Genomic DNA, 23,519 nt, shown 5'->3' with positions numbered 1-23,519 from the left:
GGGGGAGGGGGTGGGGGGTAACTCATTGATTCAGAAGAAGAAAAACGCATTTCCTGTTTTTGCGCACTGGATGCGGCCCGCGGTGATCGATACCGGGGCCGGTGAATCATGGATGAGTCCGCGACCAGTGTCCCCTGGAATTCCAGACACGGAAAGATACTTTTCGATGCTATAAAAGGTTCCAGGCCCACACCTTAATCCATATCAAGGGCCTCCAGGATTCACGAAACGAAGTCCTCTCCCCATTCAGAATTCGGACCACTCCCCATCGTCGACCGGCGGTGCCAGCGAGCGCCGCCCTCCTGTGCTCATTCCCGCACGGGGCGCGGGCGGCGATGCCGGCCGGGCCACGCGCGGCGGTGCGCTGATCACCCGTTCAGGCCCGTACGCGGGCAAATCGTCCGCCTGGCCGGCGCCCCCGGTCCGGGATTGACTTCGGGGCCGGTCCGGTTCCGGTTGGGCTCCTGCCTCGGCCAGCCGGAAAGTATCGACCAGATGGGTCAAGGTGTCGGCCTGTTCCCGCAGGCTGGCCGCCGCCGCGGCCGACTCTTCCACCAGGCTGGCGTTCTGCCGGGTGACGTCGTCCATCTGCGTGACCGCCGAGTTGATCTCCTCGATGCCGGTGGTCTGCTCGCGGCTGGCCGCGCTGATCTCGCCCATGATGTCGGTGACGCGGTTGATGCTGTCGACGATGTCCTGCATCGTGGCGCCGGCGCGCGAGGCCTGCTCGTTGCCCTTGGCCGCGGACTCGACCGAGGCGTCGATCAGGCCCTTGATCTCCCTGGCCGCGCCGGCCGAGCGCTGGGCCAGCGCCCGCACCTCGGAGGCCACCACGGCGAAGCTGCGGCCCTGCTCGCCGGCGCGGGCGGCCTCGACCGCAGCGTTCAGGGCGAGGATGTTGGTCTGGAAGGCGATGGAGTCGATGACGCCGATGATGTCGGCGACCTGCTGGGACTTGGCGTTGATCTCGCCCATGGTGGAGACGAGCTCGGCGACGATGGCGCCGCCGTCGGAAACGGTCTTGGCGGTGGAAGCGGCCAGTGTGTTGGCCTGCTGGGCGTTGTCGGCGTTCTGGCGCACGGTGGCGGTGATTTCCTCCATCGTGGCGGCGGTCTCGGCCAGGGAGCTGGCCTGTTCTTCCGTGCGCGAGGACAGGTCCAGGTTGCCGACGCTGATCTGCTCGGCGGCCGAGGCGATGGATTCGGCGCCGCCGCGCACTTCGCCCACCAGCCGGGCCAGGCTGTCGCGCATGTGCTTCATCGCCGCCATCAGGCTGTCGGCATCGCCCGCTTTCACGGGCACGTCGACCGCCAGGTCGCCTTCGGCGATCCGTCCGGCGATCCCGGCCGCCTGGACGGGTTCGCCGCCGAGCTGCCGGAGGAGACCGCGAGCGATCAGCCAGCCCAGGACGGCGGCCACCAGCAGCGCCGCGGCGCCCAGGGACAACATCAGGCCTCGCGCGCCGGCATGGGCCTCGTCGGCCGCCCGCCCGGCTTCCTGGACCCGATGGGTCAGCAGCACCACCATGTCGTTCAGCGCGACCTGATAGGCTTCGCTCATGGGGCGCAGTTCCCGGTTCAGGTAGGCCCGGGCCTCATCCAGGCTTCCGGCCTCGACCAGGTCGAAGAGATGCTGCCGGCCATCGATATAGCGCGCGCGCTGGTCCATGATCTTGCGAACCAGGGCCTGGCCTTCGGGAAAATGCGTCAGCGCCTGGAGCCGGTCCAGATTCCGCCGGGCCAGTTCGGCTTCTTTCTGGACGATGGCCGTCTGGCCCGCGCGCTGGGCGTCATCGTCGCTCAACAGCAGATTGCGCAGCGCGATGTCGATGTTCAGCACGTGGATGGCCGCTTCCGACACCATGGACAGCCGGGGCGAATCCTCATGGACGATGTTGTCGGTCTGGGCCTTGAGCCGGCCCAGGCCGTTCCAGCCGACGCCGACGATCAGGACCAGCAGCGCGCACACCGTGCCGAATCCCAGGCCCAGGCGGCTGCCGACCTTGAAATGATGCAACTTCATGATGAGATTCCCTCGTCTTTCTTGAATTGAAATGCGTTCGAAGGCCGCTGGCGGCCTTGCGCCCTCTCCGGACGCTAATTCCCGTAAACGTCCTGATGGCTGTGCACGCCCGGACCGACGATGAGCCGGTCCAGGTTTTCCTTGGTGACGATCTTGCCGTTGACGAGATATGCGGTGATGCTGCCTCCGGAAGGCATCTGGAATTCGGCGTTCGCGAAGGCCGGCCGGCCCTTGATCAGGTCGTCGGCCACTTCCACCGCGGCGGCGGCCATGGACTTGAGGTCCATGTAGACGGTGGCGTCCTGCTCGCCCCGGGCCAGGCGCCGGAGCGCGGACAGTTCGGCGTCCATCCCGACGATGGAGACGTGATTCTTCAGTCCCATTTCGCGCACGGCTTCGGCCGCCGCGCCCGCCAGGACGTCGTTGTGCGCCAGGACCCCGTCGAGCCGCCCGCCGTTGCGCGCGACCGCCTGCTTCAACCGGGCCTTGGCCCGCTCCGCCGACCACCGTTCGATGGACTCGTTCAGGATGACGCGCAGGTCCCCGCTGTCGACGGCGGGCTGGATCGCCCGCATGGCGCCGTCCTGCAGGGACGGCACGTTGATGTCGCGGGCGTCGCCCTGCAGGATGGCGATGTTCCCGCGGGCGACGCGCTCGACCAGCGTGTCGCCCATGCTCCAGCCGATCCGGTAGGTGTCGTAGCCGACGTAGAAATCGTAGCGGGCGTCGTGGCTCGCGCGCGCGTAGGCGATCACCTTCACGCCGCGGGCCTGCGCCTTGCGCACGATATGCTTCATGCTGGTGACGTCCCGCGCCACGACGATCAGGGCGTCGATCCCCCCATTGATCATTTCCTCGCAATCGGCGAGCTGCCGCTTGGCTTCTTCGTTCCGGTTCATGCGGGCATCGACTTCCAGGCCCAGCGCCCGGGCGCGGTCGGTCATGACCTGCATTTCATAGGTCCAGCGCTGCGCCGTGCCCACGCCGAACGAGATGCCCAGCCTGGGCTTGGGCGCCCGTTCCACGCACCCGGACAGGGAGGCCAGGGCGATCAGGAGGCAGAGGAGGTATTTCATGACCGGGCTCCAGCAATGAATCAATCAGGCCCTTTTGCGGCACCTGTCTGCGCGCCCCGTTCCGCCAGGAGCGCCATGAACGCGTCCTCCGGTACCGGCCGGGAATAGTGGTAGCCCTGGGCGATGCGGCAGCCGCATTGCTTCATGAGCGCGACGTCCTCGGCCGTCTCCACGCCCTCGACCACCACGCTCAGGCCCAGCCGCTGGGCGATCCCGACCACCCCGGCGAAGATGATGTCGCGCCTGGACTGGTCCGAACCACGGTCGAGGAAGCCCTGGTCGATCTTCAGCACGTCGATCGGCATGTTCTTGAGCATGTTCAGCGAGGAATAGCCCGAGCCGAAATCGTCCATGGACACCCGGAATCCGTAACTCTGCAGCCGGCGGGAAAACACCGACATGTCGTGGAAGTTGTCGAAGAAGGTGCTCTCCGTCAGCTCGATCTCGATCAGGCCGGGGGGTACGCCGTATTGCTCGGCCTTTTCCCGGATCTTGTCGAAGAACCGTCCGGCGTGCAGGTGCATCTTCGAGAAGTTGACCGACACCGGGACGCGTTCCAGACCACGGTCCAGGCCCCGCCGCAGGAAAGCCAGAGCCTTCTCGTAGATCATCATGTCCAGTTCCAGCACCATGCCGGTCTGCTCGCTGATCGGGATGAACTCGCCCGGCGGGACGAACGCGCCGTCGTCCGTGCGCCAGCGGGCCAGCGCCTCGCAGCCGACGATCCGGCCGGTCAGGATGTCCACCTTGGGCTGGTAGAAGGGCATGAACTCATCGTGCCGCAGCGCGTTGCGGATGCGGTGCTTGAGCATCTCGTTGTGGACCGCGGCGGCTTCCAGCTCCTTGGCGTAGTACGCGAAGCTCTCATGGACCTGGCCCTTGACCCGCTTGGCCGCGATCCCGGCCTTGTCGACCATGATGCTGAGGTCCTCGCCCCGGTTCTCGACAAGATAGACGCCGACGGAAAAATAGACGGTCATGTCCTCGTGCGCGAGCGGCCTGAACAGCGCACCCAGCCGGCCCGGGCGGGCATCTTCGAGCAGGAGCACGAAGTTGTCCCCGGTGATCCGGGTCACGCGCTCGGCCTCGGTGAGCTGGCTCGCGATCTGGCCGTGGATGTCGCGCAGGACCTGGTTGCCGGCCTCGAAACCGAAGAACTTGTTGATGTACTTGAAATTGTCCACGTCCGCCTTGACGATGGCGTAGCCTGATTTCCGCCGGCCCAGCAATTCGCCGGCCTCGTCGAGGAACTTGGCGTAGGTGTCTCCCCGGGTGACGGGATCGACGAAGGCGATCTCCTTCAGGCGGGCCTGCTGCCGGCCCTTGTACCAGAGGAAATAGGCCATCGCCAGCGCCGACGAGCAGACCACCAGGAACAGGATGCCGTAGAACAGGTTCACGACGGTGCGGCCGTTGGGGAAGACGGCGGCTTCCGGCACCGCGACGATCAGGTACCAGCCCTTGGTGTTGTCGATGGGCGTGTACGAGGCGAACATCGGCTCGTCCGCGATCCGGCTGGTGATGAAGCCGCTGCGCCCGGCGCGCGCGTCCGCTTCGATCCGCCGGGCGGCGTCCGGATTGCCGTTCGCGTACAGTTCGCGGAAATAGTTCTCGGACATCTGCTGGTCGCCGATGACCAGGTAGCCGTCCTGGTCGACGATATAGGCGCGGCCGCTGGAGGCGAACAGCGGCGCCGCCAGGATCTTGCGGATGTCCTCGTAGGACAGCGCGTTCTGATAGGTCCCCACCCGGCGGCCGCCGGCGCGCACCGGCGCGGACACGACGAAGACGTTTTCTCCGTCGTAACGTGAAATGAGCCGGTTGGACAGATTGGATTCGCCGCCCAGGGCCTCGCGAAAATACTTCCGGCCCGCGATATTGATGGCGCGCCCGTCGCCGAACGACACCAGCCCCTGGTCGTCGGCGACGAACCGCCGGCCGTCGTTGTGCGCCATGCCATATTGCGCGACGTAGCGGCGCACGGCACCCGCGTCCCCCGCCGGCAGCCCCAGCTCGACCTCCTCGCCCAGACGGGCGGCGGCCGCGTCCACGGCCAGGAATTCCAGTTGCAGCCGGCTGGCGATGGCGTTCCTGTTCTGGGTGACGATCTCGGCCAGGCTGATCCGGAAATCCGAGACCAGCAGGTCCCGCACGTGCCGCATCAGGAACGTGACCAGGACCAGCATCAGGATGCTGGCGGCGGCGAGCGCCAGGAAGGCCCATTTCTGCCGTTTGAGCCTGGATTCCCGCATCATGCCCGTTCGCCGGCCCCCGCCCGGCCGTCATGCGGGCGTTCCCCACGTGCCTCCGGCGCGGGGCCGTCCCAATGGCGATACCGGTTCTTGCCGGATTTCTTCGCCTCGTACATGGCCCGGTCGGCATGCGTCAGCAGTTCCTCGACCGTCTCGCCGTCCTCGGGGTGGCGGGCGATGCCGATGCTGCAGCGGACGCACACCTGGTGCTGCCGGTCGATGAAGATAGGCCGGCCGATCGCCTGGATGACCTGCCGGGCGATGTCCTCCAGGGCGACGGGATCGGCCGTCGGCATGCCCAGGGTGAATTCATCCCCCCCGAGGCGGGAAGCGACCGCGTCGCGGCCCACCAGGTCCCGCAGCCGCCCGGCCACCACCCGCAGGACTCTGTCGCCCCCATCATGGCCGAAGGTGTCGTTGACCGGCTTGAAATCGTCCAGGTCCAGCAGGAGCACGCCCACCCGCCCGCCGGACTCCAGGCGCCTCGTGAGCCAATCCTTCATTCCCCGGCGGTTCGCCAGCCCGGTCAGCTCGTCGCGCAGCGACTGGTGCATGAGCTGGCGGTACACGGCGGCCATGTTGACGGCGATCCGGGCCATCTCGACCGCGACGTGGATGGTCAGGCGCTCGCCGCGGGCCGGCAGGCGGGACTGCTCGTTGTAGACCGCGAAAGCCCCTATGGCCTGGCCGTCGTCGTCCAGGATCGGACTGGACCAGCAGGCCCGCATCCCCGTGGTCAGGACCAAGTCACGGAACGGCGCCCAGTTCGGATGGCGGAGGATGTCGTCGATGAACACCGGCTGGCGCAGGTACATGGCGGCGCCGCACGACCCCACGGCCGGGCCGATCTCCAGCCCGATCAGGGCCTGATTGTAGTGATCGGGCAGGCCGGGGGCGACGGACTGGCCCACCGCCCTGCCCTCGGAATCCAGCATCAGGACCGAGCACCGCGCGCCTGGAATCCGGTCCTCCACGAACCGGCACAGGATGCCCATGGATTCGTCCAGCGGGCGGCGCCGGGAAATGGCGCGCAGGACCCGGGTCTGGCCGCGCAGGTAGTGGACGCGCTTGCGCTGGCGGTCGTTGACCATGCGCAGGGCGGCGAATTTCGCGCGGCACACCTCGCGGGCGCGCTCCCTGACCAGGAACAGCGCCAGGAAGACGCAGGCCGGGAGGGCCGCCAGCCACAGGCACGACGCCTCGAGGCAGAAGACCGGAACGGCCATGAGCAGGCCCGCCGCGGCGGCGACGCCGGAGACCAGCAGGATGCGGGGGAGAAAGGGGGAAGAGGACGGCGGGAACGGACGGGACATGGAGGATTCTGGTGTCACGAGCGCGATCCTCTGCATGCCCGTGGAAATTGAAGCGTGAAACTATATGTCGAAAATTTAGCGAAAAAAACCATTCGTATCCTTAATGTAAGTCAACTGAATCGCAGTCATATGCAAGGACAAAATGGTCATAACTGGCCCGATGTCCCGGCGTTCCGCCGCCAAGCGGCACCGATCGGACGCGATCGGCCGGCCCGGGGCCCGCCCCTAGCCCGCGAAGCGGCCCAGCCCGAATTCGACCAGCCGGTCTTCGCGCCGCAGCAGGAACAGGGCGTCCAGCCCCATGCGCCGCGCCAGGACCGGCCCTTCGTCCGGCCCCGCCACCAGCAGCGCCGTGGCCCAGGCGTCGGCGTCCATGCAATCGGCCGCCAGCACCGTGACCGACGCCACCGGATTGCGCACCGGCGCCGCGCGCCGGCCATCCATGGTGTGCGCCAGACGCTCGTTGCCGACCCGGACCCAGCGGCGGTAATCGCCCGAGGTCGCCACCGACAGGTCGGCCAGTTCGATCACCCCGTGCGCCGCGCGGCACCCTTGCCTGGGGCTTTCCAGGGCCACGGCCCAGGGCCGGCCGTCGGCCCGGGCGCCACGGGCCCGCAGTTCGCCGTCCAGGCCGACCAGGGCATGGTCCACGCCGTGCGAGGCCATGACCCGGGCCATCCGGTCCACGGCGTAGCCCTTGGCGATCCCGCACAGGTCCAGGGTCAGGGGCGCGCGCTTGCGCGCGCGGCCCTGCTCCCGGTCGACGTCCAGCCAGAGATGGGCCGGGCGATGGGCCGCGGCGGCGCGCCGGATGGCGGCCGGATCGGGCGTGTCCGCCGTCGCGCCGAATCCCCAGGCGTTGACCAGGCCGCCGACGGCGGCGTCATAGGCGCCGCCGCTCAGCGCGCCGATGTCCAGCGCCCGCGCCAGCACTTCGAGGAGAGCCGCCGGCAGGGCCACCCAGTGCTCCGGCTCGGCCCGGTTCAGGCGCATCAGGTCGCTGTCCGGTTTCCAGGGCGACATCTGCGCATCCACCGATTCCACGGCCCTGGCCAGGTCGCGCGACAGCGCCTCGTGGTCGAAGTCCGGCGGCGCCTGATACCGGGCCGACCAGCGCGTGCCCATGGTCGGGCCGCTCAGGGTGGACTCGGCCGGCGCGGGACGGGCCAGCCACGCCGCGCCGATCTCCGGAACGGGCTGGACGGCGGGCGCGGCGGCCGCCGGATCAGAATACGTCTTCGGCATAGCGCCCCCTTTCCCGCAGCCGGTGCACGTCCAGGCCGATCGGACGCAGGATCTCGTCCAGCGTCTCGGCGACTCCTGCGGCCATGGGCCGGCTGCCGCAGATCCGCAGCACGGCGCCCTTGGCCACCAGCGCCCGCAGGCGATCGGCGTCGCGGCGCAGGGCGTCCTGCACGTAGCCGCCGCCCTCCTTGATCCTGGAAAAGGCGGTGCGCAGCGCGGACAGCCGCCCTTCGTCCAGCCAGCGGCGGATGGCGGCGCCGAAATAGAAATCCTCGTCCGGATTGCGCGCCCCGAAGTACAGGAACATGGGCGTCTTGCGGGCGTTGTCGCGGATGAACCCCGCCAGGGGCGCAACGCCGGTGCCCGCGCCGATCAGCACGACGGGACGGCGCGAGGCTTCCAGGGTAAAGCCCGGGTTGGGCTTGATGAAGGCCTGGACACGGTCGCCGGGCTTCAGGCCGTGCAGGAAGCCGGAACAGACTCCGCCGGGCATCCGCCGCACGCAGATTTCCACGAAGCCGTCGCGAAACCCCGAGGCCAGGGAATAATAGCGGGGCACCGGGCTGCCGGGCGGCACGATGCCCACCAGGTCGCCCGCCTTGAAACGCGGCACGCCCCGGCCCGGCAGCCACGCCATCGGGCCACTGTCCCGCCAGCGCAGGCGCAGGATGGCGGTCGGGCCGGCGCCGCCGCCGGCATAATCCTGCCGTTGCGCCAGTTCCAGGGAAAAGGTCGGCGGGATGCACGGCACATAGTTCAATGCCAGCGTCTCGCCCAGCGCTTCGGACAGGGCCGCGCCCCAGCGGTCGAACTGCTGCGCCGACTGCTGGTGGATGCATTCCAGCGGCAGGGCTTGCGGCCAGCCGGCGGCCCGCAGGGCACGGTCCAGTGCTTCGGCATAGCCGCAGAAGGCCGGGAACTGGCGGTCACCGAAGCCCAGCACCGTCACCGGCACGGTCCCGGCCGCCAGGCCGGCGATCCGGTCCAGCGCCCGGGCGGCATGCGCCGGGGCCTGGCCATCCCCGTAGGTCGCGGCCAGGATGAATATCTGGCGAGCCGATCCGGGCGCCTGGAACTGCTCCAGCGGCGCGGTGTGGACCGCGTGGCCGTTGCGCGCCAGGGCATCGTGCAGCGCCTTGGCGAAGCCCCAGGTCGTGCCGCCCTCGCTGGCCACGAAGACCAGCATGTCGGCCCGCCGCGCCGGGCTGTTGTTTTCCAGGCGCGGCACCCGGACCCTGCCCTGCCGCCAGATCAGGAACCCGGTGATCCAGAAGACCGGGATGCACAGGCCGGCCAGGCCCAGGACCAGCGCCCAGGCCCACAGGCCCTGGCCGGTGTGCAGGGCGTAGACCCAGTCGTAGAGGACGCGGGCGGCGGGAGCCGGCTGCCAGGCCAGCACGTGGCCGCTGCGCCGGTCGATCCAGCCGTCGCCGACGTCGGTGGACACGGTCCAGACGTCCTCCGGATCGTCCGCCGCCGGAAAGTTCAGCTTGCGCAGGCCGTCGGCCGACAGGGCCTGCAGCAGCGGCAGGGCTTCCGCCGTCCGGTCGGGCTGTTCGCCGGGCGCGGAGACGGCGTCCGGATCCGCGTCCGCATCGGCCGGGATCAGGCTGAAGGTCGTCGCGCTCATGTAGAGCGCGGTCAGCGAGGACAGGGCCAGGATCAGTGCCAGGATCCGGCCGCTGATCCCGTGGAGGCGCTGGGCCGGGGTCCCGCGGATGCGGCCGGACACGAGATGGCGCCAGCCGCCCAGGCGCCGGGCCAGCATCAGGGTCCCGGACAGCGTCAGCAGCAGCATGGCCAGCGCGACCCCGGCCGCGCCCAGGCGGCCCGGATCGTCCAGCATGAAGGAGCGATGCAGGTTGCGCACCCAGCGCTCGACGGCGGACGCCTGGTAGTCGCCCAGCACCCGGCCATCGGCCGGGTCGATCCGGCTGGCGCGGGCCTGGTCGCCGTCGAAGGAATACGCGACGATGTCCCCCGACGGCAGGCGGCGGATTTCCTCGATCCCGGCCACCTGGGCCGCCGCCCGCTGCGCCAGGACCGCCACCGGCAGGCCGGGTTCGGCCTGGACGGCCCGCCAGGTGTCGCGCACCGGGAAGAAGGCCAGGATCAGCCCGGTCACCCCGATCAGCAGGGCCAGGGCGCCGGCCCACAGGCCCAGCCAGCGATGAATCCGCCGCCATTGCATGATGATCATTGCGCCTGATAGGTGAAGGACTGGATGAACTGGCGCCCGGCGGTGGACTGGCCGGCGCCGGCCGCGGTCAGCGGCACACGGATTTCGGACGGGCTGTCGCGCATGTCCTCGACGGCGGCGTCGACGCGGATCTCGTAGCCGGCGTCGAACAGAGCGTCGGCCAGGTCGGCGGTCACCTTCAGCGTCCGGCCCTCGCCCACGCTGGCGCCGGTCACGCCGTCGAGCCGGGCCGCGTCCCCGGCCGACAGCCGGTTCCAGTCGCTCAGGTGCTTGTAGTACTTGGCCTTGCCGCCGGCCACCCACAGGGTGCCCGCGTAGGCGCCCTGGGCGTCGGTCAGGTAGACCGCCAGGTAGGCGCCGTCGCCGCCGTAGTTCTTCAGGGTCGTGGACAAGGTCACCGTGCGGCCCTGCGCCAGGGCGGGAACGGCCAGGGTGGTGGCGGCCAGCAGGGCCGCGATCGAAAAGGTCTTCATGGACAATGCTCCTGTGGAAGTTTCAGCCGGGGACGGATCACTCGATCCGGGCGCCGGAGACGGACACCGCGGCGGACGGCTTGCCCGCCCCGGCCGCCGGGGCGGCGGACGGCATGGCGCCCGGCGCCGCATCGCGGGAATTGCGTGAATCGCGGTGGTCGCGGTCCCGGTCGCGGCGGCGTTCGCGGTCATGGCCATCGTGGTCGCGGTACTTGATCTTCACGATTTCCAGCGTCTCGGGATCGAGCTTGGCCTTGAAGGCGCGGCCCTGGGCGTCCTCGCCGCGGACCTCGTAGCAGCCGTCGTCGATCTTGACGCGCTTCAGGTTCCAGCCTTTCTGGCGGGCCATCTGGGTGACGGCCTCGCGGGTCTGCCAGCGCTCGATGGGCACGTCGCAATCGTCGCCGGCCGCGGCCGGCGCGGCGGCCAGGCCCAGCGACGCCGCCAGCAGACAGGCGCCGAGCGCATTCCAGGATTTCTTCATGGTGGGGTCCCCCATTCATCCGGCCGCCGGGCGGCGGCCATCCATGCTTCCATCGTAGGGATGGCAACATTGACGCCAGATGAACACGGGGGCGATCCGGGCGCCGATGGGCCCGGACCTTGATACGGATCAAACCCGCCGGGACGCGGGAGCCGCGCCGGCCAGACCCGCGGGGGAAAGGACCGTGCCCGGGCTGCTCGCCCCGAAGGGTGAGGCTTGCGCCCGGCCAGGCGCGGTCAGACCACGCCGCGCGCGCGCAGGGCTTCGACTTCGGCCGGCGCCAGCCCCAGGACTTCTTCCAGCACGTCGGCCGTGTGCGCCCCCAGGGCGGGCGGCGGCAGGCGGTAGTCCACCGGCGTGTCCGACAGGCGGATCGGACTGGCCACCAGCGGCACCGCGCCGGTCTCCGGATGGGGCATCTCGATGCGCAGGCCGCGTGCGCGCACCTGGACGTCGTCGAACACCTGCTCCATGGCGTTGATCGGACCGCAGGGCACGGCGCGGGATTCCAGCGCCGCGACCCAGGCGGCCGTGGTGCGGGCCGTGGTCAGGTGCCGCAGGATGGGGATCAGCGCGTCGCGGTGCTCCACCCGTGCGCGGTTGGTGGCGAAGCGGTCGTCCCGCGCCAGGTCCGGCCGGCCCGCTTCCTCGCAGAAGCGGGCGAACTGGCCGTCGTTGCCGATCGCCAGGATCATGTGGCCATCCGCCGTGGGGAAATCCTGGTAGGGCACGATGCTGGGATGCGCGTTGCCCAGCCGTCCCGGGCTGCGGCCGGTGGCCAGATAGTTCATGGCCTGGTTCGCCAGGCAGGCGACCTGCACGTCCAGCAGCGCCATGTCCACGTGCTGGCCGGTGCCCGTACGCTCGCGCGCGGCCAGCGCGGCCTGGATGGCGTTGGCCGCGTACAGGCCGGTCAGGATGTCGGTCAGCGCCACCCCGACCTTCATCGGCCCGCCGCCTGGCTCGCCGTCGGGCCGGCCGGTAACGCTCATCAGGCCGCCCAGGCCCTGGATCAGGAAATCGTAGCCGGCGCGCGCCGCGTAGGGCCCCGTCTGTCCGAACCCCGTGATCGAGCAGTACACCAGGCGCGGGTTGATGGCACGCAGGCTGTCGTAGTCCAGGCCGTAGCGCGCCAGCCCGCCCGCCTTGAAGTTTTCCACCAGCACGTCGGACTGGCGCACGAGCCGGCGGATCAGGTCCTGGCCCTCCGGGGTGGCCATGTCCACCGTCACCGAGCGCTTGTTGCGGTTGGCGCACAGGTAATAGGCCGCGACGCGCGATTCGCCGCCCTGGGCGTCGGGCATCCACGGCGGCCCCCAGCCGCGCGTGTCGTCGCCCTCGCCGGGGCGTTCGATCTTGATCACGTCCGCGCCCAGGTCGCCCAGGATCTGCGTGGCCCAGGGGCCGGCGAGCACGCGCGACAGGTCCAGGACGCGGATGTGCGACAGCGCGCCGCGGGGGGCGGCGCCCAAGCCGGCATCCGATCCGGCGCCGGGCCGGGCCGGGCCGGCGGCCTGTCCGTCCCGGCCCGGCGCCGCGGGGGTCTCTTGCGCCATGGTCTTGCCCCTCAATTGGCGAAGGCGGCGATGCCGGTGATGGCCCGTCCCAGGATCAGGGCGTGCACGTCGTGCGTGCCTTCGTAGGTGTTGACGACTTCCAGGTTGACCAGGTGGCGGGCGATGCAGAATTCGTCGGAAATGCCGTTGCCGCCCAGCATGTCGCGCGCCGTGCGGGCGATGTCCAGGGCCTTGCCGCAGGAATTGCGCTTGATGATGGAGGTGATCTCCACCGGCGCCTGGCCCTCGTCCTTCAGCCGGCCGACGCGCAGCACGGCCTGCAGGCCCAGGGTGATTTCGGTCAGCATGTCGGCGAGCTTCTTCTGGATGAGCTGGTTGGCGGCCAGCGGGCGGCCGAACTGCTTGCGGTCCAGCACGTACTGGCGCGCGGTCTCGTAGCAGGCCTCGGCCGCGCCCAGGGCGCCCCAGGCGATGCCGTAGCGCGCCGAATTCAGGCAGGTGAAGGGCCCCTTCAGGCCGCGCACGTCGGGGAAGATGTTTTCTTCCGGCACGAAGACCTCGTCCAGCACGATCTCGCCCGTGATCGAGGCGCGCAGGCCGACCTTGCCGTGGATGGCGGGCGCCGACAGGCCCTTCCAGCCCTTCTCCAGGATGAAGCCGCGGATGTCGCCGGCCTCGTCCTTGGCCCAGACCACGAACACGTCGGCGATCGGGCTGTTGGTGATCCAGGTCTTGGCGCCCGTCAGGCTGTAGCCGCCCGGCACCTTCTTCGCCCGCGTGGCCATCGAGCCCGGGTCCGAGCCGTGATCGGGCTCGGTCAGGCCGAAGCAGCCGATCCATTCGCCCGAGGCCAGCTTCGGCAGGTATTTTTCCTTCTGCGCGGCGGTGCCGAAGGCATTGATGGGCACCATGACCAGGGAGCTCTGCACGCTCATCATCGAGCGGTAGCCGGAATCCACCCGCTCCACCTCGCGGGCGATCAGCCCGTAGCAGACATAGTTCATGCCCGCGCCGCCGTACTGCTCGGGAATCGTGGCGCCCAGCAGGCCCAGTTCGCCCATCTCGCGGAAGATCGCCGGGTCGGTCTTCTCATGGCGGAAGGCTTCCTGCACGCGCGGCAGCAGGCGGTCCTGGGCATAGGCGCGCGCGGCGTCGCGCACCATGCGCTCGGTGTCGGTGAGCTGCTGGTCCAGCAGCAGGGGATCGAGCCATTGGAACTGGGGGCGGGAGGCGGACATGAGAAGTCTCCGAAAAAGAAAGTTCTGGATCAGTGATATTCACGCATCCTATCGGGATATCTTCCAGGACACAAACGATATAAACTGCGTTATCAGTGACCTTTACTCACTCCGTACATGCGCAAACGATTGCCCAGCACCCAGGCCCTGCAGGCCTTCGAGGCCGCCGCGCGGCACGAGAGCTTCACCCGCGCCGCCCAGGAACTGTCCCTGACCCAGGGCGCGGTCTGCCGCCAGGTCGCCGGCCTCGAAGCCCTGGTCGGCGTGCCGCTGTTCCAGCGCGCGCGCCGGGGCGTACGCCTGACCGACGCGGGCGAACGCTACAGCCGGCTGGTGCGCCGGCAACTGGATGCGCTCGAACGCGACACCCAGGCGGTCATGGCGCACCAGGGCGGCGGCGTGCTGGAGCTGGCCGTGGTGCCGACCTTCGCCACCCGCTGGCTGCTGCCGCGCCTGGCGGCGCTGCGCGCCGAGCGGCCGGGCCTGCAGGTCAACATGTCCACCCGCACCCATCCCTTCCTGTTCGAGGACACCGAGTTCGACGCCGCCATCTATTCGGGCGACCCGCGCTGGCCCGGCACCCAGGCCCATTTCCTGATGCGCGAAAACCCCGTCCCGGTCTGCAGCCCGAAACTGGCGCGCGGTCCGCTGGACGCGGCCGGCATCGCCGCCCTGCCCCTGCTGCAGCAGAGCACCCGGCCCACCGCCTGGCGCGAATGGTTCGCCTCGGCCGGCGTCGCGGCGCCCGCCCCCATGGCGGGCATGCGGCTGGAGCTCTTTTCCATGCTGTCCCAGGCGGCCAGCGACGGGTTGGGCGTGGCGCTGATCCCGCCGTTCCTGATCCAGCGGGAGCTGGCCCAGGGCGCCCTGGCCGTGCTGAATCCGCACAGCGGCCCCGGCCAGCGGGCCTTCCACCTGATCGTCCCCGAACGCAAGGCCACCCTGCCCGCCCTGGCGCATTTCCGCGACTGGCTGGTCGGGCAGGATGAGATCGGACATGAAATGGTCCCTGCGGACCATTTCATGCCGAACGAATCGGAGCCGCTTGCAAGCGGCGACGTGGAGAGATGAGGCTTACAGCGTCTTCGCCACCTCTTCCAGCGAGCGGGTGAAACGATCCGCCAGCGTCCCGACCTGCGCCTCGGTGATGATCAGCGGCGGGCAGAAGGCCACGCTGTCCTGGATGCCGCGCAGGATCAGACCGTTGTCCTGGGCCTGGCGCACGACCCGCGCGCCGGCCGTGCCCGCCGGATCGAAAGGCGCGCGCGACGCCTTGTCGGCCACCAGCTCCACCGCCGCGATCAGCCCGACGCCCCGGACCTCGCCCACCAGCGGATGATCCGCCAGTTCCCGCAGCCGCCGCTGCAGCACGGCGCCGGCCGCGGCGGCATTGTCCACCAGGCCGCGCTCCTCGATGATGCGGATGTTCTCCAGCGCCACGGCGGCCGCCACCGGATGGCCGCTGGCGGTGTAGCCGTGGCCGAAGGTGCCCAGCTCGCCGCTGTGGCGGGTGATCACGGAGGCCACGCGCTCGTTCATCAGCACCGCGGCCAGAGGCTGGTAGGACGAGGTCAGCTGCTTGGACAAGGTCATGAAATCCGGCTCGATGCCGAACAGGTCCGAGGCGAACATCCGCCCCGTGCGCCCGAAGCCGGTGATGACCTCGTCGGCGATCACCAGCACGTCGTACTTGCGGCACACCGCCTGCATCTTCGGCCAGTAGGCCTCGGGCGGCACGATCACCCCGCCGGCGCCCATGACGGGCTCGCCGATGAAGGCGGCCACCGTCTCCGGCCCTTCGGCCAGGATCAGCGCCTCCAGTTCGGCGGCCAGCCGGTCGGCGAAGGCGGCCTCGGTCTCGCCCGGCAGGCCCTCGCGGTACCAGTGCGGACAGCGCGTGTGCAGGATGCGCGGCAGGGGCAGGTCGAAGCTGCGGTGGTTGCCCGCCAGGCCCGTCAGGCTGGCCGAGGCGACCGTCACGCCGTGATAGCCGCGCTGGCGGGCGATGATCTTTTTCTTCTCCGGGCGGCCCAGGGCGTTGTTGTAGTACCAGACCATCTTGACGATGGTGTCGTTGGCCTCGGACCCCGAATTGGTGAAGAAGGCCTGGGCCATGCGCCCGCCCGTCAGGCCGATCAGTTTTTCCGCCAGTTCGATCGAGGGCACGTTCGATTTGTGGCTGAAGGTGTGATAGAAGGGCAGGCGCTGCATCTGCTCGTAGGCGACCCGGGCCAGCCGGGGCTCGCTGAAGCCCACCGCCACGCTCCACAGACCCGCCATGCCCTCGATGTATTCCTTGCCCGCGGTGTCGTACACGTGGATCCCGTCGCCACGGTCCATGATGCAGGGGCCCTCCTCGCGGTGCCGCCGGGCGTTGGTGTAGGCGTGCAGCTGATAGGCGACATCGCTGTGCGCCAGATGGTCGGGGGTCGTCATGACAGGGTTCCTTTTTCCGAAGGTCAAAGATAGGCGCCCACCACGCGCGCGAGCGCGTCGAAGGCGGGCCGGATTTCCTCGGGCGTCACCCCGGCGTAACCCAGCAACAGGCCGGGGCGGGCGTTCTCCCGCTCCGTGTAATAAGTGCTCAGGGCGCGCGTGACCACGCCCTGCTGCAGGGCGTCGCGCACGACCAGGGTGTCGTCGACCCCAGCCGGCAGCGCCAGGATCAGGTGCAGTCCGGCCTCGCCCCCGACGACGTCGAGCGCATCCCCGAAATGCCGGCGGATTTCCTCGATCAGGCAGTCGCGGCGTTCCGCGTAGCGCCGGCGCACGCGGCGGATGTGCGAGCTCAGGTGCCCCTCGCGGATGAAGTCCGCCAGGACGGCGTGGGTCATCATGTTGCCCTCGCGGTAGAGTTCCGCCACCGAATCGGCGAAGGCGCCGGCCAGCGGCTGCGGCACCACCAGGAAGCCGACCCGCAGGCCCGGGCACAGGGTCTTGCTGAAGCTGCCGGCGTACAGGACCCGGCCGGCCTCGTCCATGCCCTGCAGGGATGAAAGCGGGCGCGTGTCGTAGCGGAATTCGCTGTCGTAGTCGTCCTCCAGGATCCAGCACGAAACCTGGCGCGCGTAGTCCAGCAGCATGTGCCGCCGCGCCAGGCTCATCACCATGCCCATCGGATACTGGTGCGAGGGCGCGACGACGATCAGCCGGGGCGGACGGGCCCGCTCGGCCTCGCCCGGCCAGATGCCCTCGTCGTCCACCCGGATCGGCACCAGGCGCAGCCCGGAGGACGTCAGCAGGTTGCGCACGCCCCAATAGGCGGGTTCCTCGACCCAGACCGTATCGCCCGGATCGCACAGCAGGCGCGCCGCCACGTCGATGCCCTGGTGGATGCCGGTGGTCATCACGACCTGCTGGGCCGTGCTGCGCACGGAGCGCACGCTGCCCAGGTAGTCCGAGACCGCCTGCCGCAGCGGCCCGTAGCCGCCGGCCGGCGCGTAGCGCATCAGGTCCCAGGGGCCGGCGCGCCACTGCCGGTTCTGGATGCGGGACCAGGTCTTCAGCGGAAATTCCCGCACGTCCGGAATGCCCGGCATGAAAGCGCCCGCCTGGCGGTTGGAAAAGCCCAGGCTGGACACGAGCCGGCGTCCCCGGCGGGAAAGATCGTGCCCGGCCGCGGCGCGCGCGGCGGCCGGATCGTCTCCGCCGGCATCGGCGACGGGTTCGAGCAGATCCTGGCGGATGTCCTCGACGTAGGTGCCGCGCCCGACGCCCGCATGCACGTAGCCTTCCTCGGCCAACTGGTCGTAGACCTGCAGGACCGTATTGCGGGCAATGCCCAGCTCGGCCGCCAGGTCGCGCGTCGACGGCAGGCGGGCGCCGGCCGCCAGATGGCCTTCCAGAATGGCCCTACAGATCAGCCGATACAGGCGATGATATGCAGGACTATCATCGCTTGGAGCGAAGTGCTGCTGCAACCATTCAGAGAGGATAAACGCTTCCAAATTGGCCCCATAAAATTTACAGAAATGGATCTATTTGACAAACCAAAAGATCAGTATAGTGAAAAAAAAGCAGGGCGGAAACACCCCGTCCGGACAGGAGACAAGCATGACGGAACACAACCAGGACTGGCAGGTCCGCAAGAACGCGGCCATCCCCGACGGCATCGGCATCGCCTGCGATTTCTACGCCAGCCGCGCGCTGAACGCCGAACTCTGGGACGTGGAAGGCCGGCGCTACATCGACTTCGCGGCCGGTATCGCCGTGGCCAACACCGGCCACCGCCACCCGCGCATCGTGCAGGCCATCCGCGCGCAGCTGGACGCCTTCACCCATACCGCCTTCCAGGTCGCGCCCTACGGCTCCTACGTGGAACTGGCCGAGCGCATCAACCGCCTGGCGCCCGGCGCGCACCCCAAGAAGACCGCCTTCTTCACGACCGGCGCCGAGGCCCTGGAAAACGCCGTCAAGATCGCGCGCGCCGCCACCGGCCGCACCGGGGTCGTGGCCTTCTCCGGCGCCTTCCACGGCCGCACCTTCATGGGCATGGCCCTGACCGGCAAGGTCGCCCCCTACAAGCAGGACTTCGGCCCGCTGCCGGCCGAGGTCTACCACATCCCCTTCCCCAATCCGCTGGACGGCGTCACCACGCAGGATTCGCTGCGGGCGCTGGACCTGCTGTTCAAGGCCGACATCAGCCCGAAGCGGGTGGCGGCCATCGTCATCGAGCCGGTCCAGGGCGAAGGCGGATTCAACGTCGCCCCGCCGGAACTCCTGCGGGCGCTGCGCGAACGCTGCGACGCCCACGGCATCCTGCTCATCGCCGACGAGGTCCAGACCGGCTTCGCCCGCACGGGCCGGATGTTCGCCATCGAGCATTCGGGCGTGACGCCCGACCTGATCACCATGGCCAAGAGCCTGGCGGGCGGCATGCCGCTGTCCGGCGTCTGCGGCCGCGCCGAACTGATGGATGCCGCGCCGCGCGGCTCGCTGGGCGGCACCTACGCGGGCAACCCGCTGGCCATCGCCGCCGCCCTGGCCGTGCTGGACGTGATCGACGCAGAGGGCCTGATCGCGCGCGCCGAGGCCCTGGGCCAGCGCCTGCGCCAGGCGCTGGCCGGATTCGGGCACCCGCGCGTGGCCGAGATCCGCGGCCTGGGCGCCATGGTGGCCGCCGAGTTCCGCCAGCCCGACGGCCGGCCCGACCCCGACACCGCCGCCCGCATCCAGCGCCGCGCCCTGGAGCGCGGGCTGGTCCTGCTGACCTGCGGCGCCTACGGCCAGGTCATCCGGTTCCTCTTCCCCCTGACAATCCCCGATGGCCTGCTGGAGGAAGGACTGGCTATCCTCCGGGAATCCATGGCCGACTGAAGCCCGTTCCGGCCGTATCCCGTCCATCCGCATCCGGAGGTTGCCCCCGATGTCCGCAGTTCCCGCTCCCGAGCCCCTGGTCCGATTCCAGGGCGTCCAGAAATCCTACGACGGCAGTCACCTGGTCGTCCGGGACCTCAATCTCGACATCCATCCGGGCGAGTTCCTGTCCCTGCTCGGCCCGTCCGGCTCGGGCAAGACCACCTGTCTGATGATGCTCGCCGGCTTCGAATCCCCGACCCGGGGCGACATCTTCCTGGAAGGCCGCCGCCTGAACGACGTCCCGCCCCACCACCGCAACCTGGGCATGGTGTTCCAGAACTACGCGCTGTTTCCCCACATGACGGTCGAGCGCAACCTGGAATATCCCCTGAAGGTGCGCAAGATGCCCGCCGCACAGCGCGCCCAGCGCATCCACGAGGCCCTGTCCATGGTGCAGATGCAGGACTTCGCCAAGCGCTACCCCGCCCAGCTCTCGGGCGGCCAGCAGCAGCGCGTCGCCCTGGCGCGCGCCCTGGTCTTCCAGCCCAAGATCGTCCTCATGGACGAACCGCTGGGCGCGCTGGACAAGCAGTTGCGCGAACACATGCAGCTCGAGCTCAAGGCGCTGCACCGGCAGCTGGGCATCACCTTCGTCTACGTCACCCACGACCAGAGCGAAGCCCTGACCATGAGCAACCGCATCGCGGTGTTCGACCAGGGCGTCATCCAGCAGGTCTGCGCCGCCGACACGCTGTACGAAACCCCGTGCAACCGCTTCGTGGCGGGCTTCGTGGGCGACAGCAACCAGTTCCCGGGCACCGTGCGCGCCGTCGAGGGGGACCTGTGCCGGGTCGAGCTGGCCGGCGGCGTCCAGTTGCGCGGCCTCAACGTCCAGGGCCTGGCGGCCGGCGCCCCCTGCATCGTGGCGATGCGCCCGGAACGCATCCTGCGGGCCACCGAAGGCGGCGCCAACGCATTCCAGGCCGCCGCGGTCGACGAGGTCTATTTCGGCGACCACGTCCGCCTGCGCTGCCGCCTGGATGGCGGCGACACCTTCTTCGTCAAAATGCCCCTGGCCGCGGACGCCGGGGCGCATGCCCCCGGAACCCGCATCCCCCTGCGGATCGATCCCGGACACGTCCGCGTTTTCCTCCCCTGACATCCCCACCAAAACACAGGAGACATTCCATGAAGAACCCAACCCTGCTGACAACCCTGGCGCTCGCGGTTCCCCTGGCCCTGGCCCAGGCGCCCGTCCAGGCGCGCGACCTGACGGTCGTGAACTTCGGCGGCGCCAACGGCGACGCCCAGACCGCCGCCTTCATCCAGCCCTACGAAAAAGAGACCGGCAAGAAGATCATCCCCGTCGCCTACAACGGCGAACAGGCCAAGGTCAAGGCCATGGTCCAGTCCAAGAACGTCGTCTGGGACGCCGTCGAAGTCGAGACCGGCGACCTGGGCCGGGGCTGCGACGAAGGCCTGTATGAAAACATCGACTGGGGCTCGATCCTGAACAAGGGCGACCTGGTGCGCGGCGCGCTGAAATACTGCGGCGTGGGCACCTTCGTCTGGTCCACCGTCCTGGCCTACAACGCCGACACCCTGAAGACGCCGCCGACCGGCTGGGCCGATTTCTGGGACGTGAAGAAATTTCCCGGCAAGCGCGGCCTGCGCAAGGGCGCACACTACAACGTCGAATTCGCCCTGATGGCCGACGGCGTGCCGCCGCAGGACGTCTACAAGGTCCTGGCCACGCCCGAAGGCGTGGACCGCGCCTTCAAGAAGCTCGACGAGATCAAGCCCTACGTGCAATGGTGGGAGGCGGGCGCCCAGCCGCCGCAGATGCTGAGCGCCGGCGACGTCGTCATGTCCGCCGCCTACAACGGCCGCATCGACGCGGCGCAGCGCGAGGGCCGGCCCCTGAAGGTCGTCTGGAACCAGAGCGTCTACGACTTCGACTACTGGGTCGTCCCGACCGGCTCGCCAAACAAGGACCAGGCGATCGAGTTCATCCGCTACGCCAGCTCGCCCAAGGCGCAGGCGGCCTACTCCCAGCACATCGCCTACGGGCCGATCAGCAAGGAGGCCATCGGCATGCTCAAGCCCGAGGTCCTGGCCAACGTGCCCAATTCCCCGGCCAATGCCCGCAACGCCCTGTTCAACGACCTGGAGTTCTGGACCGACCACGGCGAAGAACTCGAACAGCGCTTCACGGCCTGGGCCGCCCGCTGACGCCGCGCGCGGGGCGGCCGGACGGCCGCCCCGTCTCCTTCCACGTCAGGACACCGCCATGGACACGACCCTCGACGATCCCGCCGCCATCCGGCGCGCGATGCAAGCCGCGCAGCGGCGCCGGACCTGGCGCGCCCTTCTGCTGGTCGGGCCGCTGGCCCTGTTCCTGCTGGCGGTCTTCGTGATCCCGATCGCCTCCCTGCTGACCCGGGCCGTCGACAACCCCGAAGTCATCGACACCCTGCCCCGCACCCTGCAGGCGCTGGCCCGCTGGGACGGCCGCGACACGCCGCCCGACGCGGCCTTCCAGGCGCTCGCGCAGGACCTCGCGCACGCCAAGAATTCCCCCGCCGCGGGCGAACTCGCCCGGCGCCTGAACTACGAGGTCTCCGGCTACCGCTCGCTGATCTTCAAGACCCTGCGGCGCATGCCGCTCGAAGCGGCCGACGACGCCGACGCCCGCGCGCGGCTCATCGCCCTGGACAAGCGCTGGGCCGAGCCCGCCTACTGGGCGGTCATCGCCGGCAACGACAGATCCTGGACGCCCTACTACCTGCTGGCCTCGCTGGACCTGAAGCTCGACACCGGCGGCCACGTGGTGGCGGCGCCTCCGGGCACCTCGGCCTTCCAGGAAATCTTCTCGCGCACCTTCGTCATCAGCCTGGTGGTCACCCTGGTCACCCTGGCGCTGGGCTATCCCCTGGCCTACTGGATCACGCGCCTGCCCAAGCGGCGCGCCAACCTGGTCCTGATCTGCATCCTGATCCCCTTCTGGACTTCCGTGCTGGTGCGCATCGCCGCCTGGGTGGTGCTGCTGCAGCGCGAGGGCCTGATCAACGGCGCCCTGGGCGGCCTGGGCCTGATCTCCGAACCCCTGCCCCTGCTGTTCAACCGCCTGGGCGTCTACATCGCCATGGTCCACATCCTGCTGCCCTTCATGGTGCTGCCCCTGTACAGCGTCATGCAGTCCGTGCCGCCCAGCTACCAGCGCGCCGCCATTTCCCTGGGCAGCCACCCCTTCGCCGCCTTCTGGCGCGTCTACGTGCCGCAGACCTATCCCGGCATCGCGGCCGGATCGCTGCTGGTGTTCATCATCGCCATCGGCTACTACATCACGCCGGCCCTGCTGGGCGGCGCCGGCGACCAGATGATCAGCTACTACGTCGCCTATTTCACCAACCAGACCATCAACTGGGGCATGGCCAGCGCGCTGGGCCTGATCCTGCTGGCGGCCACCCTGCTGCTCTACGCCCTGTACCGCCGGATCTCCGGCAAGGAACTGGCCCTGAACTGATCCGGGCAGGCCCTGAAAGGACACGACCATGTTCACGACCGAATTTCCGCCCTACCTGTCCCTGGGAGAACGCGCCTGGCATTACGCGCTGCGCATCCTGTGCGCGCTGATCCTGGTGTTCCTGCTGCTGCCGATCCTGGTGATCGTGCCGCTGTCGTTCAACCAGAGTTCGATGCTGCTCTATCCGATCGAATCGTTCTCGCTGCGCTGGTACCAGACCCTGTTCCATTCGGACGACTGGGCCCGGGCGACCGCCAACAGCTTCATCATCGCCCCCGCCGCCACCCTGCTGGCCACCGTCCTGGGCACGCTGGCCGCCGCCGGCCTGCACCGGGTGCAATTCCGCGGCAAAGGGCTGCTGATGGCCGTGCTGATCTCGCCGATGATCGTGCCGCTGGTGGTGACCGGCCTGGGCATCTACCTGTTCTTCGCCCCCTACGGCCTGGTCAACAGCTACAGCGGCCTGATCCTGGCCCTGGCCGCGATCGGCGCGCCCTTCGTGGTCACCACCGTGTCGGCGACGCTGCAGGGCTTCGACCCCAACCTGCTGCGCGCCAGCTACAGCCTGGGCGCCGGCCCGGTCCAGACCTTCTTCCGCGTGACCCTGCCCATCATCGCGCCCGGCGTCATCGCCGGCGCCCTGTTCGCCTTCGCCACCGCCTTCGACGAAATCGTCATCACGCTGTTCCTGGCCGGTCCCGAGCAGGTCACCCTGCCGCGCCAGATGTTCACCGGCATCCGCGAGAACATCAGCCCGGTGATCGCCGCCGTGGCCACGATCCTGATCCTGTTCTCCACCGCCCTGCTGCTGGCCCTGGAATGGCTGCGCGGCCGCGTCGAGGCCAAGACCGTGCGGCTGGACAGCTGAGCGGCCC

Annotated in this window: 18 protein-coding genes; 6 read left to right on the top strand and 12 right to left on the bottom strand. The window is 69.3% G+C overall.

What is annotated here, in order from left to right:
• Positions 1-246: 246 nt before the first annotated feature.
• The 10 genes from ACFO27_RS16525 to ACFO27_RS16480 all read right to left on the bottom strand — a co-directional run bounded on the left by ACFO27_RS16525 (position 247) and on the right by ACFO27_RS16480 (position 13,820).
• On the bottom strand, positions 247-2,022 hold the full coding sequence (locus tag ACFO27_RS16525; RefSeq protein WP_465251352.1) for a methyl-accepting chemotaxis protein: 1,776 nt from the start codon (positions 2,020-2,022) through the stop codon (positions 247-249).
• Positions 2,023-2,096: 74 nt separating this feature from the next.
• Complete coding sequence (locus ACFO27_RS16520) at positions 2,097-3,098, bottom strand: substrate-binding domain-containing protein (protein ID WP_376818289.1); 1,002 nt, start codon at positions 3,096-3,098, stop codon at positions 2,097-2,099.
• A gap of 20 nt (positions 3,099-3,118) precedes the next feature.
• Positions 3,119-5,353 carry a putative bifunctional diguanylate cyclase/phosphodiesterase gene (locus ACFO27_RS16515; protein ID WP_376818288.1) on the bottom strand — a complete coding sequence of 745 codons (2,235 nt, stop codon included), beginning with the start codon at positions 5,351-5,353 and terminating at the stop codon, positions 3,119-3,121.
• Complete coding sequence (locus tag ACFO27_RS16510; protein ID WP_376818287.1) at positions 5,350-6,663, bottom strand: diguanylate cyclase domain-containing protein; 1,314 nt, start codon at positions 6,661-6,663, stop codon at positions 5,350-5,352. Before ACFO27_RS16510 ends, ACFO27_RS16515 begins: the two co-directional genes overlap by 4 nt.
• Positions 6,664-6,888: 225 nt before the next feature.
• Positions 6,889-7,908, bottom strand: a complete 1,020-nt coding sequence (locus ACFO27_RS16505; protein ID WP_376818286.1) for an FAD:protein FMN transferase — start codon at positions 7,906-7,908, stop codon at positions 6,889-6,891.
• Positions 7,889-10,108 (bottom strand): PepSY domain-containing protein, encoded by a 2,220-nt coding sequence (locus ACFO27_RS16500; protein WP_376818285.1) that lies wholly within the window; start codon positions 10,106-10,108, stop codon positions 7,889-7,891. The genes ACFO27_RS16505 and ACFO27_RS16500 overlap by 20 nt, the downstream gene beginning before the upstream one ends.
• A complete protein-coding gene (locus ACFO27_RS16495) occupies positions 10,105-10,581 on the bottom strand; it encodes a DUF2271 domain-containing protein (RefSeq protein ID WP_323023538.1) in 477 nt (158 codons plus the stop codon). Before ACFO27_RS16495 ends, ACFO27_RS16500 begins: the two co-directional genes overlap by 4 nt.
• A 37-nt stretch (positions 10,582-10,618) precedes the next feature.
• The gene (locus ACFO27_RS16490) at positions 10,619-11,065 is read right to left on the bottom strand and encodes a PepSY domain-containing protein (protein ID WP_376818284.1); all 447 of its coding nucleotides are present in this window, start codon (positions 11,063-11,065) and stop codon (positions 10,619-10,621) included.
• A gap of 236 nt (positions 11,066-11,301) precedes the next feature.
• Positions 11,302-12,621 carry a CaiB/BaiF CoA transferase family protein gene (locus ACFO27_RS16485; protein WP_376818283.1) on the bottom strand — a complete coding sequence of 440 codons (1,320 nt, stop codon included), beginning with the start codon at positions 12,619-12,621 and terminating at the stop codon, positions 11,302-11,304.
• An 11-nt stretch (positions 12,622-12,632) separates the two neighbouring features.
• Positions 12,633-13,820, bottom strand: a complete 1,188-nt coding sequence (locus tag ACFO27_RS16480; RefSeq protein WP_323023541.1) for an acyl-CoA dehydrogenase — start codon at positions 13,818-13,820, stop codon at positions 12,633-12,635.
• 117 nt (positions 13,821-13,937) lie between these two features.
• Between ACFO27_RS16480 and ACFO27_RS16475 the strand changes: the two genes are divergently transcribed.
• A complete protein-coding gene (locus ACFO27_RS16475) occupies positions 13,938-14,891 on the top strand; it encodes a LysR family transcriptional regulator (protein ID WP_376818282.1) in 954 nt (317 codons plus the stop codon).
• A 3-nt stretch (positions 14,892-14,894) separates the two neighbouring features.
• On the opposite strand, the gene ACFO27_RS16470 is transcribed toward ACFO27_RS16475, so the two are convergent.
• Positions 14,895-16,256 carry an aspartate aminotransferase family protein gene (locus ACFO27_RS16470; RefSeq protein WP_376818281.1) on the bottom strand — a complete coding sequence of 454 codons (1,362 nt, stop codon included), beginning with the start codon at positions 16,254-16,256 and terminating at the stop codon, positions 14,895-14,897.
• Positions 16,257-16,279: 23 nt separating this feature from the next.
• Positions 16,280-17,767, bottom strand: a complete 1,488-nt coding sequence (gene pdxR, locus ACFO27_RS16465) for a MocR-like pyridoxine biosynthesis transcription factor PdxR (RefSeq protein WP_376818280.1) — start codon at positions 17,765-17,767, stop codon at positions 16,280-16,282.
• Positions 17,768-17,873: 106 nt separating this feature from the next.
• Between pdxR and gabT the strand changes: the two genes are divergently transcribed.
• From gabT to ACFO27_RS16440, 5 genes are read left to right on the top strand one after another with little or no spacing between them, the layout of a single operon-like run.
• Positions 17,874-19,136 carry a 4-aminobutyrate--2-oxoglutarate transaminase gene (gene gabT / locus ACFO27_RS16460; RefSeq protein ID WP_376818279.1) on the top strand — a complete coding sequence of 421 codons (1,263 nt, stop codon included), beginning with the start codon at positions 17,874-17,876 and terminating at the stop codon, positions 19,134-19,136.
• A 49-nt stretch (positions 19,137-19,185) separates the two neighbouring features.
• Positions 19,186-20,277 carry an ABC transporter ATP-binding protein gene (locus tag ACFO27_RS16455; RefSeq protein ID WP_376818278.1) on the top strand — a complete coding sequence of 364 codons (1,092 nt, stop codon included), beginning with the start codon at positions 19,186-19,188 and terminating at the stop codon, positions 20,275-20,277.
• Positions 20,278-20,306: 29 nt separating this feature from the next.
• The gene (locus tag ACFO27_RS16450) at positions 20,307-21,350 is read left to right on the top strand and encodes an ABC transporter substrate-binding protein (RefSeq protein ID WP_376818277.1); all 1,044 of its coding nucleotides are present in this window, start codon (positions 20,307-20,309) and stop codon (positions 21,348-21,350) included.
• A gap of 58 nt (positions 21,351-21,408) precedes the next feature.
• Entirely contained in the window at positions 21,409-22,644 is a 1,236-nt protein-coding gene (locus tag ACFO27_RS16445) for an ABC transporter permease (RefSeq protein WP_376818276.1), read from the top strand.
• A 28-nt stretch (positions 22,645-22,672) separates the two neighbouring features.
• Positions 22,673-23,512, top strand: a complete 840-nt coding sequence (locus ACFO27_RS16440) for an ABC transporter permease (protein WP_376818275.1) — start codon at positions 22,673-22,675, stop codon at positions 23,510-23,512.
• The last annotated feature ends 7 nt before the right edge of the window (positions 23,513-23,519 follow it).

The sequence above is a fragment of the Castellaniella denitrificans genome (assembly GCF_042653765.1).
Classification (GTDB): domain Bacteria; phylum Pseudomonadota; class Gammaproteobacteria; order Burkholderiales; family Burkholderiaceae_B; genus Castellaniella; species Castellaniella denitrificans.
Note: the sequence above shows the minus strand (reverse complement) of the source record. Positions and strands in the feature narration are given on the sequence as shown.